The sequence below is a fragment of the Streptomyces sp. NPDC022552 genome (assembly GCF_055561875.1).
This window is the reverse complement of sequence record NZ_JBVHGJ010000005.1, coordinates 180,150-193,713: the sequence shown is the minus strand read 5'-3', so window position 1 is coordinate 193,713 and position 13,564 is coordinate 180,150. Positions and strand designations below refer to the sequence as shown.

Below are 13,564 nucleotides of genomic sequence, written 5' to 3'. Positions count from 1 at the left end.
CGCCGGGCTTTCAGGACTCCAGAAGCCGCTGGCCCACGTACTCGCCCTCCGCTGCCCCGCCCGGCACGGCGAAGAGGCCGCTCGCCTCGTGCCGGACGAACGGGGAGAGCGCGTCGCCCCGGTCGAGCTTGCGCTGAACAGGGACGAAGCCCCTGAGCGGGTCGGCCTGCCAGCAGATGAAGAGCAGCCCCGCGTCGGGGGTGCCGTCCGGCGCGATCCCGTCGTGGAAGGAGAAGGGGCGGCGCAGCATGGCCGCTCCGCCGTTCTGTTCGGGGGCGGAGATCCGCGAGTGGGCGTTGTCCGGGATCACGAGCTTGCCGTCGGGCCCGGTCTTGTCGAGGTCGAGTTCGGTGGTCTCGGTTCCTCCGGTGAGCGGGGCGCCGTCGGACTTGCGGCGTCCGATGACCCGCTCCTGCTTGTCCAGGGAGAGCTTCTCCCAGTCGTCGAGCAGCATGCGGATCCGGCGGACGACGGCGTACGAGCCTCCGGCCATCCACTCCTGAGCCCCGGAGGCGCCGGTCCCGCCCCCGGCGGGGACGAAGATCCGCTGGTCGAAGTCGGGGTCGGACGGCTTCGGGTTGCCGGTTCCGTCCACCTGGCCCATGAGATTGCGGGCGGTCATCGGCCTGGCCGTGGCACCTGCGGACCGGTTGAAGCCGTTCATCTGCCAGCGGACACCGGCAGCCGAGCCGGCGTCCTTCTGCAGGGCGCGCAGTGCGTGGAAGGCGACCAGTGCGTCGTCGGCGCCGATCTGCACCCAGAGGTCGCCCTCGGAGCGCTTGGGGTCGAGGGCGTCGGCGGAGAAGGCGGGCAGTGCGTCGAGCTGTGTGGGGCGGCGGGCGGTGAGTCCCGTACGGCCGAAGAACGAGTGGCCGAAGCCGAAGGTGACCGTCAGGGAGGAGGGTCCGGCGTCCAGGGCGATACCGGTGTCGTCGGTCGACGGCTTGCCCGCCATCAGGTCCTTGGCCGTCGCCGACCAGCGGCGCAGCAGCGCGGCGGCCTCCTTGCGGCCGGCCCCGGGCGCGAGGTCGAAGGCGATCAGATGGCCGCGCGCCTGAAGCGGAGTGATGATCCCCGCTTGATGTTTCCCGTGAAACATCGCCTCGGTGGAGCCGACGGTCGCCAGCGCCGTTCCGTCGGCGGCAGAGGAGGCCGAGGAGCCGGAGTCGGCGACCGCCGCATAGACCCCGGTGCCGCCCGCAGCGCCGAGGGCGAGGCCGGCCGCGCCCGCAGCGCCGACCGTGCCGAGCAGCCGCCGCCGGGAGATCTCAAGGTTGTCGTTGTCGCTCACGTCGGTCAGCCGATCTTCACGTTCTTGTCGATGGTGGTCTGGTCGATGTCGGAGGTGCGGACGGTCACCTGGATCTGCCAGTCGCCGGCCATCGGGATCTGTACGGCGTTGGCGCTCCAGTGTCCGGCCTGGATCCGCTCGGGGACGACGGGCAGCGGGCCCACGTCCTTCGCCTTCAGGGTGAAGGCGACCTTGATCTCGGGCAGGTCCAGGGGGCGGCCGTCGGGGCCGTCGACGAACAGGTGGAGCACGTTGGCGCCGGTCCGGCCGGGGTCGAGGCTGAGCCGTACGGTCCCCTTGCCCGCGGGGCCGCCGGTGTCGAAGGGCAGCCGGATGTCGACGGGCCGCTCGGGCACCGCGGTCGAACCGGAGGCGGACTGCGAGCGGCCCGCCTCTTCCTCCGTGCGGCCGGGCTCGGTCGAGGTCAGGACGGTCGTCACGGCGAGGAGGACGACGGCGACCACGGCTTCGGTCAGGACGGAGCGTCGCAGGCCGGTGCGCTCGGGGTCGGCGTCCCGGTCCCGCTTCGTACGGGCGAGGGCGACGGCGGCCCGCTGCCGGGCGAGCTGCGCGGCCCGCTCGGGGTCGAGGGCCTCCTCTTCCCGGTCGCTCGCTGCCAGGTCGGCCTCGTCCCGGCCGTCCTCTTCCTGGGCGGCCTCCTCCCGGTCGTTCTCGTCCTGGGCGGCCTCGTCCCGGCCGTCCTCGTCCTGAGCGTCCTCCTCCCGGTCGTTCTCGTCCTGCGCGGTCTCTTCGGCGGGTGCGTCGGACGCCGCCGGTTCCCCGAGGCGCTGGGTCCAGCGGCGGGATATCCAGGCGATACCGACCAGGACGGCCACGAGCCCGACCTTGACCAGGAGCAGCTGTCCGTACGACGTGCCGGTCAGCGCGGACCAGGAGCCGACCTGTCGCCAGGACTGGTAGAGCCCGGTGGCCGCGAGGACCACGACCGAACCGAAGGCGAGCTTCGAGAAGCGTTCCACCGCGGTCCGCTCGATGCCGGGTGCCCGGTAGAGGGCGACGAGCAGCGCGGTCAGTCCGCCGAGCCAGGCCGCGACGGCGAGCAGGTGCAGCAGGTCGACGGGCATCGCGATCCCCGGCTGGATGCCGGTGGAGGCGTGCTCGGCGAGGGCCCAGGTGCCGGCGATACCGGCGGCGACGACGGTGCCGCCGATCGCGAGCCCGAAGGTGAGGTCCTTCTTCTCCTTCTCGTCGGTCCGCTTGGTGTACGTCCCGAAGAGCACGGCGACGAAGAGCGCGGCCGCGCCGAGCAGCAGCAGCCGGGAGATGAGCGCGGCGCCGGTCTTCGTCTCCAGGACGGAGCCGAGTCCGCCGAGGTCGAAGGCGTCGGCGAGTTCGCCGGAGCCGGTGTACGGGTTGCGGAGCAGCAGCATGGCCAGCGTGGCCGCGGTCAGGGTGAGCCAGCCCCGCACGACGAGCCGCTGGAGGGGCCGGACGCTCGCGCCGCGCGGCCAGCAGGCGAGGACGAAGGCGCTGCCGCCGACGAGGACGACGAAGCCGGCGTACGAGAGGTAGCGGGCGATGCCGTAGAGCGCGCCGACGAGTCCGCCGCCGACCTCCTGGTCGGGGAGGGCGACGGTGGTCTGGGAGGGGGCGCCGATGGAGAAGGTGAAGGCGCCCGCGATGGGGTGGCTGTCGGCGGAGACGGTCTGCCAGGCGACGGTGTACGTGCCCTCGGGCAGGCCGGCGCGGAGTCCGACCCCGTACCTGACGATCGAGCCGCTGCACAGGTCGCGTATCTCGGCGGTGTCCACGCGGTTGCCCGCCGGGTCGAGGACCCGGATCGAGTCGTCGCTCATGGCGACCTGTTCGGAGAAGGTGAGGTTGACGTCCTTGGGGGCGGTGGCGACCACCGCCCCGTCCTGCGGGTCGCTGCCGGTGAGCGCGGCATGCGCGGACGCGGGGGCTGCGCCGGCGAGCAGGGCGCCGAGGAGCGTGGCCGCGACGAGCAGCAGCCGCGCCAGGGCGGTTCCGAGGCGCGGGGCGGTGGTGGTGGGCATGTGTGTGTCAGTCCCTCAAGTAGCTCAGTGCTGCTTCGGGTTGTGGGTGGCGGCCTCGACGGGAAGGTCGACCTTGATCGGGTCGGACTTCTCGAAGTGCAGCTCGATGCTGACCTTGTCGCCCTGCTTGGGCTTCTGCTTCAGCGCCATGAACATGATGTGGCTGCCGCCGCGTTCGAGCTTCAGCTCGCCGTTGGCAGGGATGTCGAAGGACTTCACCTGCTGCATCTTCTGGTTCTTCGTCTCGTGGATCTGGACGTCGTCCGAGATCGGGCTCGTGACGGAGGTCAGCTTGTCCGCGGTGGCACTGTCGTTCTTGACGGTCAGGAAGCCGCCGGCCATGTCCATCACGGGCTGCGGCATGAACGCGCCGCTGACCTTCAGTTCGGGCTTGCCGGTGGCTCCGGCGGCTCCGGCGGAACTGTCGGTCGAGCACCCGGTCAGCGCCAGCCCGGAGGTGAGGGCGAGGGCGGCGATCAGGGTGGTGGTGCGGCGGTTCACGGGTTCTCCCCCTTGATGAGCTTCGGCAGGTCCTTGGTGTAGTCCTCGACCCTCGTGTCCTCGCCGTACAGGACGTAGCCCTGGTCGGTCGTGGGCGAGAAGGCGATCACCTGCGCTCCGTGCATGGAGACGACCGAGCCGTCCTTCTCCTTCTTCGGCGGGTCGATGCCGATGCCGATCTGGCGGGCGCCCGCCTGGATCGTGGTGAAGTCGCCGGTGAGGCCGATGAAGGACGGGTCGCCGGCGGCGGGGAGCCACTTGCCGAGTTCGGCCGAGGTGTCCCGCTCGGGGTCGGTGGTGACGAAGACGACCTGGAGCTTGTCCTGGTCGGCCTTGGGGAGCTGCTTCTTGGCGATGGCGATGTTGCTCATCGTCAACGGGCAGACGTCGGGGCAGTGCGTGTAGCCGAAGTAGATCAGCGTCGGCTTGCCCTTGGTCTGCGCGCGGAGGTCGAACTTCTGGCCCTTGGTGTCCGTGAGGACGAGGTCGGGCTTGGTGAACGGGCGGTCTAGGACGGTCGCCGCCTTGGTGCCGTCGCTGCCGCCGGAGATCGCGGCGACCGTTCCGTTGCCGGATCCGGCGGCCTTGTCGTCTCCGCCGCCGAGGCCGACCGCGGCCGTCACCGCGAGGGCGGCGACGACCGCGACGGCGGCGGCGATCAGGGGCGCGCGGCGGCTGGGCCGGGTCCGCGCGTCGGTGCTGGGGTCGTTCGTCTTCTGGACGGACATGGAACTCGTTCTCTCGTGGTTCTCTCGGTTCAGGCCGAGCGGCGGCGGCCGGCGAGCAGGCCGAAGGCGACACCCGCGACACCGATGAGGATGCCGACGACGCCGAGGACGCGGGCGGTGGTGTCGCTGCTGTCGGAGTCCGCGTGGGCGGCGCTCTCCGTGTGGGCCTTGTCGCCCTTGGCCTCGTCCTTGGCCTTGTCGTCGTGACCGGCCTTGTCGTCCGTCTTGGCGCCGCCGCCGCCGTGGTGGTCGTCGCTCGCCGCGGAGAGCTTCAGGACGGGCGCGGGGTACTGGGGCTCGGCCCCGTCCTTGGCCTCCTCGATCCAGCGGACGACCTCGTCGTTGTCGTACGTCTGGATGGCCTTGATGACGAGCTGGTCGGTGTTCTCCGGCAGCTGGCCGAGGGAGAGCGGGAACTGCTGGAACTGGCCGGGGCCGATCTTCGAGCCGTCCGCGGTCCAGGTGACCTTGGTGACGGCCTCGTTGATGGTCTTGCCGTGCAGCTCCAGCGGCTTGGCGAGCTTGGACTTGGTGACCTCGGACTTCCAGCCGGGGACGGGCTGCGGCATCACGGAGGCGAGGGGGTGGTCGGCCGGGAAGTTGACCTCGACCTTGATGGTGGAGGCGTTGTCGCGCTCGTTGGGGACCTTGACGTTGACCGTCGCGTAGCCGCCCTTGGCGGCCTCACCCTGCGGCTGGACGCCGACGTGCGCGAAGGCGGTGCCGGAGAGCAGCACGACGGAGGAGAGGGCGATGCCACCGGTGAGGGCGATACGGGAAACGTTCATGACTACAGGACACTCCAGCTCGTGAGAAGGGTCGGGGTTCCGGCACGCCGAGGGCCGGAAGGGTGTGATCCGGTTGGTACGGGCGTACGAAGAGCCGCGGGCCCGCTCTCGGTGAGCGGTCCGCGTCAGGCCGCGAGGGCGCAGTCGGCGGCCGGAGGGCCGCGCCGGACGACCGTGTGCTGGAGTGCCTCGGCGCCGGTGGGCGGCGAGGTGTGGTCCGCGGTACGGGCAAGGCGGCGCGGTCCGGCGGCCGGAAGTCCGGGGAGGCCGGCGAGCAGGGCCCGTACGAGAGTCAGCGCGGCGCGCAGGGAGCGGACGAGGGCGCCTTCGGCGAGTTCGGTCGCCCCGTGGGTGGAGAGCCGGACGAGCCGGCCGAGGGCGAGGTCGCCGTGGCGCAGGAGCCAGCCGGTGGCGAGTGCGGCCAGGAGGTGGCCCAGCACCATCGGCAGGTCGGGGAGGATCTCGGCGCCGGACGCCGTTCCGGCCGCGAGGTGGGCGGCGTGGGCCGTGTGCGCGGTGGCGGCGGCGTCGGCCGGGTCGAGGCCGGCGTCGCTGATGATCCGGGTGGCGTCGGCGGCGCTCAGGGACGTGGCCCCGCCGCCGCATACGATCTTGGCGGCCATCCGGATCAGCGCGTCGTCGGTGACCGGACCGAGGGAGCCGGCCGAGAGCGGCCGCTGCCCGAGCCCGAACAGGACGTGCAGCCCGAGCTGTCCGCCGGCCAGGGCGGTGACGATGACGGGCAGCGAGCGTTCCCGTCCGGCGAAGAGCACGGTGACGCCGAAGATCGCGAGGAAGCCGGCGGCCAGTGTCCACAGGGCGATGCCCGCGCATGCGGCGAGGGCGTGTCCGAGCCCGGACAGCACGACGCAGACCGCGGTGAACACCGCGGCCCTCAGCAGGCGTGGCGCGAGCGCGGGGGCAGACATGGCGGGCCCATCATTGCACCAGGCCCGTGCCCCGCATGAGGCAGGTCCGGAAGATCACCTTTGGTGCCTTCGGGGCGACTTCGGGCGGGGCGCCGGATGGGGCGTCGGAAGGGGGGCCGGATGGGACGCCGGGCAGGGTCTGCGGCGGGGTGTCGGGACCGGCATACACCGGCGCACGGCGTGTACACATCCGCCGAACGAGCGCTCTTGTGGTGCCGAGGCGCTTACGGACCTCATAGGGCGGCAATAGGTAACGGTATGTCGCGCCGCAGCATGTCGAGCCGCAGCCAGGAGGCTGAAGCATGAGCATCTGGTGGTCCCTCCATCTGAGGCGCGAAGCCGCGAGCGTTCCGCTCGCCCGGCGGCTGCTGCTCGGCACGATGGAGACGGCGGGGGTCGACCCCGATGTGTCCTACGAACTGTCGGTCGCACTGACCGAGGCGTGCGCCAACGCGGTGGAGCACGGCGGGGACTCCGGTTCCGGCCCGGCCTCGGCGGAGTACCGGGTCACCGCGTATCTGGACGGCGAGACCTGCCACATCGAGGTGGCGGACTCCGGGCCGGGTTTCTCGGCGGCCGGGTGCCCGGTGACCTCCGCCGCCGCGGACGCCGAGAACGGGCGGGGTCTGCGGCTGATCGAGGAGCTGGCGGACCATGTCCACTTCGGCCGTACGGGCCGGGGCGGGGCACTGGTCAGCTTCGACAAGATCGTGAAGTGGCGTACGGACGCCCCGCTCGCGCTGACGTGATCTGACGGCGCGTACGAAAAAGGGCCCCGGCCGACCGTCACGGTCGGCGGGAGCCCTCTCTCGTACGCGCCTTCAGGCCGGCCGGTCAGCCCTTCAGGGCGGCCATCCACGCCTCGACCTCGTCGGCCTGGCGCGGCAGCGAGGCGGAGAGGTTCCGGTTGCCGTCCTCGGTGACGAGGATGTCGTCCTCGATGCGGACGCCGATGCCGCGGTACTCCTCCGGCACGCTCAGGTCGTCGGCCTGGAAGTAGAGTCCCGGCTCGACGGTCAGGCACATGCCCGGCTCGAGGGTGGTGTCGACGTACGCCTCGGTGCGCGCGGCGGCGCAGTCGTGGACGTCCATGCCGAGCATGTGGCCGGTGCCGTGCAGGGTCCAGCGGCGCTGGAGGCCGAGCTCCAGGACGCGGTCGACCGGGCCCTCGACCAGGCCCCACTCGACGAGCTTCTCGGTGAGCACGCGCTGGGCGGCGTCGTGGAAGTCGCGGTAGGCGGCGCCGGGCTTCACCGCGGCGATGCCCGCCTCCTGCGCCTCGTACACGGCGTCGTAGATCTTGCGCTGGAGCTCGGTGTAGCGGCCGTTGATGGGCAGGGTGCGGGTCACGTCGGCGGTGTAGAGCTCGGTGGTCTCCACGCCGGCGTCGAGGAGCAGCAGCTCGCCCGGGCGGACCGCGCCGTCGTTGCGTACCCAGTGGAGGGTGGTGGCGTGCGGGCCGGCGGCGCAGATGGAGCCGTAGCCGACGTCGTTGCCCTCGACGCGGGCGCGCAGGAAGAAGGTTCCTTCGATGTAGCGCTCGCTGGTGGCCTCGGCCTTGTCGAGGACCTTGACGACGTCCTCGAAGCCGCGGGCGGTGGAGTCGCAGGCCTTCTGGAGCTCGGCGATCTCGAACTCGTCCTTGACGAGGCGGGCCTCGGAGAGGAAGACGCGCAGTTCCTCGTCGCGCTCGGCGGTGACCTTGTCGGTCAGCGCGGCCTCGATGCCGGCGTCGTGGCCGCGGACGGCGCGGACCGGGCCGGTGGCCTCCTTGAGCGCGGCGGTCAGCTCGCGGACGTCCTTGGCCGGGATGCCGAGCAGCTGCTCGGCCTCGGTCAGGGAGTGACGGCGGCCGACCCACAGCTCGCCCTGGCCGTCGAGCCAGAACTCGCCGTTCTCGCGGTCGGAGCGCGGCAGCAGGTAGATCGTCGCCTTGTGGCCGCTCTTCGTGGGCTCCAGGACGAGGACGCCGTCCTGCGTCTGGTCGCCGGTGAGGTAGGCGTACTCGGTCGACGCGCGGAAGCTGTACTCGGTGTCGTTCGAGCGCGTCCTCAGGTTGCCGGCCGGGATCACGAGGCGCTCGCCCGGGAAGCGGGCGGAGAGCGCGGCACGGCGGTCGGCGGTGTGCCGCGCCTGGGCGATCGGCTCCAGGCCGCGCAGCTCGGTGTCGGCCCAGCCGGACTTCATGTTCTCGGCGAGCTCGTCGGACACGCCCTGGTACAGGCCGTTCTTGCGCTGCTTGATCGGCTCTTCGGTCTCGTCCGGGGTTTCCGGGGTGAGCTCGTCTGCCACGGGGGTCTCCTTTTGGTACGACACTGAACCCCCTCCATCGTACGGTCGTACGGAAGGGGGCCCAGGGCCGTAAGACCCATTACCGCTGAGTCACCTCCGGCCTACGCGCAGCTCATGCGCGGCGCGGCTCCGGCGAGGACGCGTGGTCCGTGCGGGGCTCATTCGAAGCGGGCCGCGAGCAGGACGACGTCCTCTCCGTCGACGGCGTGGGCGAGGCCCTCGGGCAGCATCGTCCGCAGGACGTGGTCGGCGATGGCTCCGGGGTCCCTGCGGTCCGCCTTCGGGACGCTCGCGGCGGCCGCGTGCAGCCGTGCGAAGGCCCGGTCCATGGGGTCGCCGGTCCTGCGGAGCAGCCCGTCGGTGTAGAGCAGCACCGTTTCTCCGGGGGCGGGGGCGATCTCGATGCTCGGCGCCTCCCAGCAGGCGAGCATCCCGAGCGGTGCCGACAGCGAGGTCTCGACGAACTCCGTGCGGTGGTCGCCGATGATCAGCGGCGGGGTGTGTCCGGCTCCGGCGAGGACGAGCTTGCGCTGCTTCGGCTCGGAGTAGGCGAAGAGCGCGGTGGCCGAGCGGGCGGGCTCGGTCAGCCTGAGCAGGAGCTCCAGGTCGGAGAGGACGGCGACGGGGTCCTCGCCCTCCATGACCGCGTACGCCCGCAGGGAGGCGCGCAGCCGGCCCATCGCGGCGAGCGCGCTGGGGCCGGTCCCGGAGACGGAGCCGACGGCGAGACCGAGGGCGCCCTCGGGCAGCGGCAGCGCGTCGTACCAGTCGCCGCCGCCCTGGGGGCCGGTGTGGTGGCGGGCGGCGAGCTGGACGCCGGGGACCCGGGGGAGGCGGCTGGGCAGCAGCTCCTCGGCGATGGTGGCGACCTGGACGCGGGCCCGTTCCAGCTCCAGGAGGCGGGCGAGGTGCTCGGTGGCGTGGCGGCTGTAGAGGCCGACGAGATGGCGCTGGCGTTCGGCGGGTTCGGCGGGTTCGTCGTAGAGCCAGACGACGGCGCCGAGCTTGCCCGCCGCCTCGGTGGCGAGGGGGAGCGCGTAGCTGGCGGCGTAGCCGAGCCGGGCGGCGACTTCGCGCTGGCGCGGGTCGAGCCCGGCCTCCCCGAGCAGGTCGGGGACGGCGATCGGATCGGGAACGGTGATCGGGTGGGGGGTCGCGGTCGAAGGGGGCGCGGCGATCGGATCGGGGAAGCCGTGGGCGCCGGCCGGATCGGGGACGGCCCGTGCGGCGGCCGGTTCGTGGGCCGGTTCGGGGAGGCCGTCGAGGATGCGGCCGTACGAGGTGGCGCTGCGCGGCACGGTCTCGATGGTGCCGAGGTCGGCGTGGGCGAGTCCGAGGCCGATGGTGGAGGTGGGTCCGAGGCCGTCGCCGGGTTCGAGGACGGCCATGCCGCGACGGGCGCCGACGAGGGCGGCTCCGGCGCGCAGCACCTCGCGCAGCGCTTCGTCGAGCGAACCGGTCTTGACCAGGCGTTCGGTGAGTTCGTGGAGGGTGGTGAGGTCGGAGACCCAGCCGGCCAGCCGGTCCTGGATCATCGCGCCGGGGATCGCCGGGAGGGCTGTCGCGGACGGGTGTACGGGCGGAACAGGCGCGGTAGTGTGCGCGGGCGAGGGAACCGTGGAATCGATTCCAGCCACTTTCGGCAGGTGTGGGGCGCTCATGTCGGCTGACTTTCCGACCGGTGCGTTTCGCTCAATAGCATCGCAAACCCCCATGTCAATCTGCGCCGCTAGCAATGCATCCACATGTACACGCACAAGAGGAGCGATGTCCAGCATTGTCCCCACGGGACTTGTGGTGTCCGTGGGATTTGGCAGAAGGGTTGAAGTGCGGGCCAAGTTGGCCGAAAATTGCCCCCTCGACGCACCTTTTGCGGTCGACTGGCGTCGTTTGAAAGCGCGTTGATTTGAACGTGACGGGTACGTAATCGGTGATGGCCAGGGGCAGTTGGAACCGCCCCGGAACCTGGCAGGGTGCCTGGGCGTCCTCATCGCCGCAGGCCGCGCCCCCTCAAGTGGACGACGAGCCTCAGCTCGGCCCCTCCCGCCCCACATGGAGCGGTGAACCGCCGACCTTGTACGCGCTGATACGCACAGTGAAGTGATCTGCACATGGTGTGATGTGGATTCGGCGTTCAACGGAAAGGAACGAGCGCTCATGCGCGAGATCCTCGGAAGGCGACGCAGGTTCCGGTTCCGGCGCAGGGAAAGGACCGTCCAGCTCGACGCGGCGCTCGTATGCGCCACCGAGTGGGGATGGCCCGTGCTGCCCGGCGTGGGGCTGAAGGCGACGACCCGTACGTCCAGAGGGGCCGGCTGCGCCTGCCCCGACCCGGGGTGTGTCGTCCCCGGCGCGCATCCCTTCGACCCCGGACTGCTCGCGGCCACCACCGACGAGCGCATGATCCGCTGGTGGTGGGGCCGGCGCCCGGACGCCCCGGTGGTCCTGGCCACCGGAGGCACCGCGCCCTGCGCGGTGAGCCTGCCGGCCGTCGCCGGGGCGCGAGCCCTGGTCGCCCTCGACACGATGGGCATGCGGCTGGGGCCTGTGGTGGCGACGCCCACGCGCTGGTCGCTGCTTGTCGCTCCGTACGGCCTGGAACAGCTCGGCGAGCTCCTCTACGCGAAGGACAGCGTGCCCAGCTCGCTGCGGTTCCACGGTGAGGGCGGCTATCTGCTGCTGCCGCCGTCGGTCGCGGGGCCGGGGCAGGTGCGCTGGGAGCGCGCGCCGCTGGAGGGTTCGGCCCGGCCCTGGCTGCCGGACGTGGAGGCGGTCGTGGACGCGCTGGTGGAGGCGAGCACGGGCGCGCCGGGCGGCGGCAGCAGGCTCGCGTACTGACGGGCGGGGACGGACCGGCCGGAGGCGACGCGCGGCGGAAGGGCCGGGGGCGACGCGCGGCGCGTCGACGGGGCGACAGGTCGAGGGGCTCGGACGGGCGGTGTTCGCCGGGCTGCCTCACCCGTACGGGTGTGAGGCTGCCCGACTTGTACGGGAAATGGGCGCGCGGCGCGCTGTGCGCCGCCGATCCGCCGATATCTTCGGCGCACCGTTCACGTTGATCACGTAGCGCACGCGGTTCTTGCCGTTCTTGCCGTTCTCACGTCGCAGCCAGCCGGGCAGGTGGGTCCCATGAATCTCCGCATGATCGGGCTCGGGGCCGTCGTGGTGTGTGCCACGCTGCTGCCGCTGGCCGCTCTCGCCGGCCAGGCCGGCGGTCCGGGTCCGGACGCCGACGCCAAGCCGCGCGCCGAGGACCGCGCGCCGGACGCCGGGCGACGGGCCGACGGGGGGCTGCTGCCCGGGCTCGGTCTCGGCGCCCCCGAGGCCCCGCCGACCCCCGCGCCCGAGAACTCCGCCGCCGCCGCGCAGGCCCCCGCGGACGTTCCCGGCCGCGCCTCGCACTGCGGTCCCGACCTGACGTCCCCCGACGGGATCGAGGCGCAGACGTGCGTGCTGACGGAGGGGCCCGACACCTGGGCGCGTACGTACTACCGCAACGCCGGCGGCCAGCAGCTCGACTCCGTACTCACTCTTATGGGGCCTGCGGGGCGGACCGTACAAGTGCGTTGCTCGGTTCCGGCGCGGGACGAACCGGGGGCCTGTGAGACGCCGCGGGAGCGTTCGCGGGGCGCCGCTTCGGCATATTCGGCCGTGGCGGAATTCGCAGGTTCGGGAGAGGGAGGCAGTACGCCGCTGCTGCTGCGGGCGGGGAGCAACATGGCCGCACCGGGCGGCAGTTGAGCCTCGGGACGGGATCCGTCCGGGCATGAGAAGACCCGATCGCTGGCGACGGGGGATGCACCAGCGACCGGGCTTCTAGAACGGTAACAAGAGATCTGCTGTTCGCAAATTCGATCTCGGTTATTCGGACAGGGATTTACCTGGCCGCACGAGGAGTTGTGGCGGATGTCACCGACTGGTCGGTCTGTCAGTCCCCGCCATCACCACGCGCATCACGGGGGTCAGCTCAGAGTGACCTGGCGGTTGGTGAGACCGCCCCGGGCGCGGCGCTCCTCCGGGGTGAGCGGAGCGTCGGTGGCCAGCGCCGCGGCGAGCCGCTCGGCGAACTCGGCGGCCGGCTTCTCGCAGTCCTCGGCGCGCATCGAGGTCGGCAGGTCCCAGACCGGGACCATCAGGCCGTGGGCCCGGAAGGAGCCGACGAGACGGGTGTCGTCGCCGAGGGAGGACGTACCGGCGGCGTGCAGGCGGGCGAGCGCGTCGAGGAGCTTCTCCTCGGGGTGCGGCATGACCCAGCGCAGGTGGTTCTTCTCCGGGGTCTCGCACCAGTACGACGAGTCCACGCCGGTCAGCTTGACCGTGGGGATCGCGGCGGCGTTGGCGCGCTCCAGGGAGGCACCGACCTCCGGGTTGGAGTTGTCGGAGGACTCCGGAATCCAGAATTCGAAGCCCGTGTGCACGACCGGCGTGAAATCGCTGTTCGGGTCGAGCAGATCCTGAAGGCGCGGGCCCTCGGCCGGAACGCGACGGCCGGAGACCGGAGTGCCCGGCTCCGCCTCCAGGGCGCGCAGGAGGGTGTCGGCGAGATCGCGGGCGAGGTCGCCGGAGGAGGAGTCGTTCTGCAGGGCGAGGAGGACGGAGCCGTCGTCGCGGCGCAGCGCGGGCCACGCCATGGGCAGTACGGTCGCGAGCGTCACGGACGGCACGCCCTCGGGCAGCCCGTCCTTGAGGGTGAGCGGAACGGTGGCGGCGGGCACCAGTTCGCGCAGCGCGACCCAGTCGCACTCGCCGGGCAGCCCTTCGAAGGGGCGCTGGACCAGCTCGGTCACGGCGTGCGCGGCGGCCCGGCCGTGACACGCCTTGTAGCGGCGGCCCGACCCGCAGGGGCACGGCTCGCGCGCGCCGACGACCGGGATCTCCCCGTTCGTGACCTGTGCCTTGACGGCCTTCGTCTGGGGGCGCTTCTTGGCCATGGTGTGGCTTCTCCCGATAGCGGCAGTGCGTGTGGTGCAGGCCGCGCTCGGTGCACGGCTCTGTGTCGGGCGAGCCTAGCCGTACG

12 protein-coding genes are annotated in these 13,564 nt (G+C 72.0%); 3 read left to right on the top strand and 9 right to left on the bottom strand.

Annotation, left to right across the window (positions count from 1 at the left end; genetic code table 11):
- Positions 1-10: 10 nt before the first annotated feature.
- The 6 genes from efeB to ACZ3OF_RS16440 form a co-directional block, all read right to left on the bottom strand.
- The gene (efeB, locus tag ACZ3OF_RS16465; RefSeq protein ID WP_467305164.1) at positions 11-1,291 is read right to left on the bottom strand and encodes an iron uptake transporter deferrochelatase/peroxidase subunit; all 1,281 of its coding nucleotides are present in this window, start codon (positions 1,289-1,291) and stop codon (positions 11-13) included.
- A gap of 5 nt (positions 1,292-1,296) precedes the next feature.
- Entirely contained in the window at positions 1,297-3,309 is a 2,013-nt protein-coding gene (locus ACZ3OF_RS16460) for a copper resistance protein CopC (RefSeq protein ID WP_467305162.1), read from the bottom strand.
- 24 nt (positions 3,310-3,333) lie between these two features.
- Positions 3,334-3,810: a copper chaperone PCu(A)C gene (locus tag ACZ3OF_RS16455; RefSeq protein ID WP_467305160.1), complete on the bottom strand. Its 477-nt coding sequence runs from the start codon at positions 3,808-3,810 to the stop codon at positions 3,334-3,336.
- The gene (locus ACZ3OF_RS16450; protein WP_467305406.1) at positions 3,807-4,472 is read right to left on the bottom strand and encodes an SCO family protein; all 666 of its coding nucleotides are present in this window, start codon (positions 4,470-4,472) and stop codon (positions 3,807-3,809) included. The genes ACZ3OF_RS16455 and ACZ3OF_RS16450 overlap by 4 nt, the downstream gene beginning before the upstream one ends.
- Positions 4,473-4,567: 95 nt before the next feature.
- Entirely contained in the window at positions 4,568-5,326 is a 759-nt protein-coding gene (locus ACZ3OF_RS16445) for a YcnI family copper-binding membrane protein (protein ID WP_361670315.1), read from the bottom strand.
- Between the two features lie 125 nt (positions 5,327-5,451).
- On the bottom strand, positions 5,452-6,255 hold the full coding sequence (locus ACZ3OF_RS16440; protein WP_361670318.1) for a hypothetical protein: 804 nt from the start codon (positions 6,253-6,255) through the stop codon (positions 5,452-5,454).
- 302 nt (positions 6,256-6,557) lie between these two features.
- On the opposite strand from ACZ3OF_RS16440, the gene ACZ3OF_RS16435 reads away from it, so the two are divergent.
- Positions 6,558-7,004, top strand: a complete 447-nt coding sequence (locus ACZ3OF_RS16435; protein WP_361670321.1) for an ATP-binding protein — start codon at positions 6,558-6,560, stop codon at positions 7,002-7,004.
- An 85-nt stretch (positions 7,005-7,089) separates the two neighbouring features.
- Here ACZ3OF_RS16435 and ACZ3OF_RS16430 read toward each other — a convergent pair whose 3' ends face one another.
- Both ACZ3OF_RS16430 and ACZ3OF_RS16425 read right to left on the bottom strand, forming a co-directional pair.
- Positions 7,090-8,547: an aminopeptidase P family protein gene (locus ACZ3OF_RS16430; protein ID WP_467305156.1), complete on the bottom strand. Its 1,458-nt coding sequence runs from the start codon at positions 8,545-8,547 to the stop codon at positions 7,090-7,092.
- A gap of 158 nt (positions 8,548-8,705) precedes the next feature.
- Complete coding sequence (locus ACZ3OF_RS16425) at positions 8,706-10,325, bottom strand: PP2C family protein-serine/threonine phosphatase (RefSeq protein ID WP_467305404.1); 1,620 nt, start codon at positions 10,323-10,325, stop codon at positions 8,706-8,708.
- 379 nt (positions 10,326-10,704) lie between these two features.
- On the opposite strand from ACZ3OF_RS16425, the gene ACZ3OF_RS16420 reads away from it, so the two are divergent.
- Together ACZ3OF_RS16420 and ACZ3OF_RS16415 are read left to right on the top strand one after the other, a co-directional pair.
- The gene (locus ACZ3OF_RS16420) at positions 10,705-11,385 is read left to right on the top strand and encodes a bifunctional DNA primase/polymerase (RefSeq protein ID WP_361670330.1); all 681 of its coding nucleotides are present in this window, start codon (positions 10,705-10,707) and stop codon (positions 11,383-11,385) included.
- 291 nt (positions 11,386-11,676) lie between these two features.
- Positions 11,677-12,288: a hypothetical protein gene (locus ACZ3OF_RS16415; RefSeq protein WP_361670333.1), complete on the top strand. Its 612-nt coding sequence runs from the start codon at positions 11,677-11,679 to the stop codon at positions 12,286-12,288.
- Between the two features lie 221 nt (positions 12,289-12,509).
- Here the strand turns inward: ACZ3OF_RS16415 and ACZ3OF_RS16410 are convergent, their stop codons facing one another.
- Positions 12,510-13,478 (bottom strand): DUF5926 family protein, encoded by a 969-nt coding sequence (locus ACZ3OF_RS16410; RefSeq protein ID WP_361670336.1) that lies wholly within the window; start codon positions 13,476-13,478, stop codon positions 12,510-12,512.
- Between the last annotated feature and the right edge of the window lie 86 nt (positions 13,479-13,564).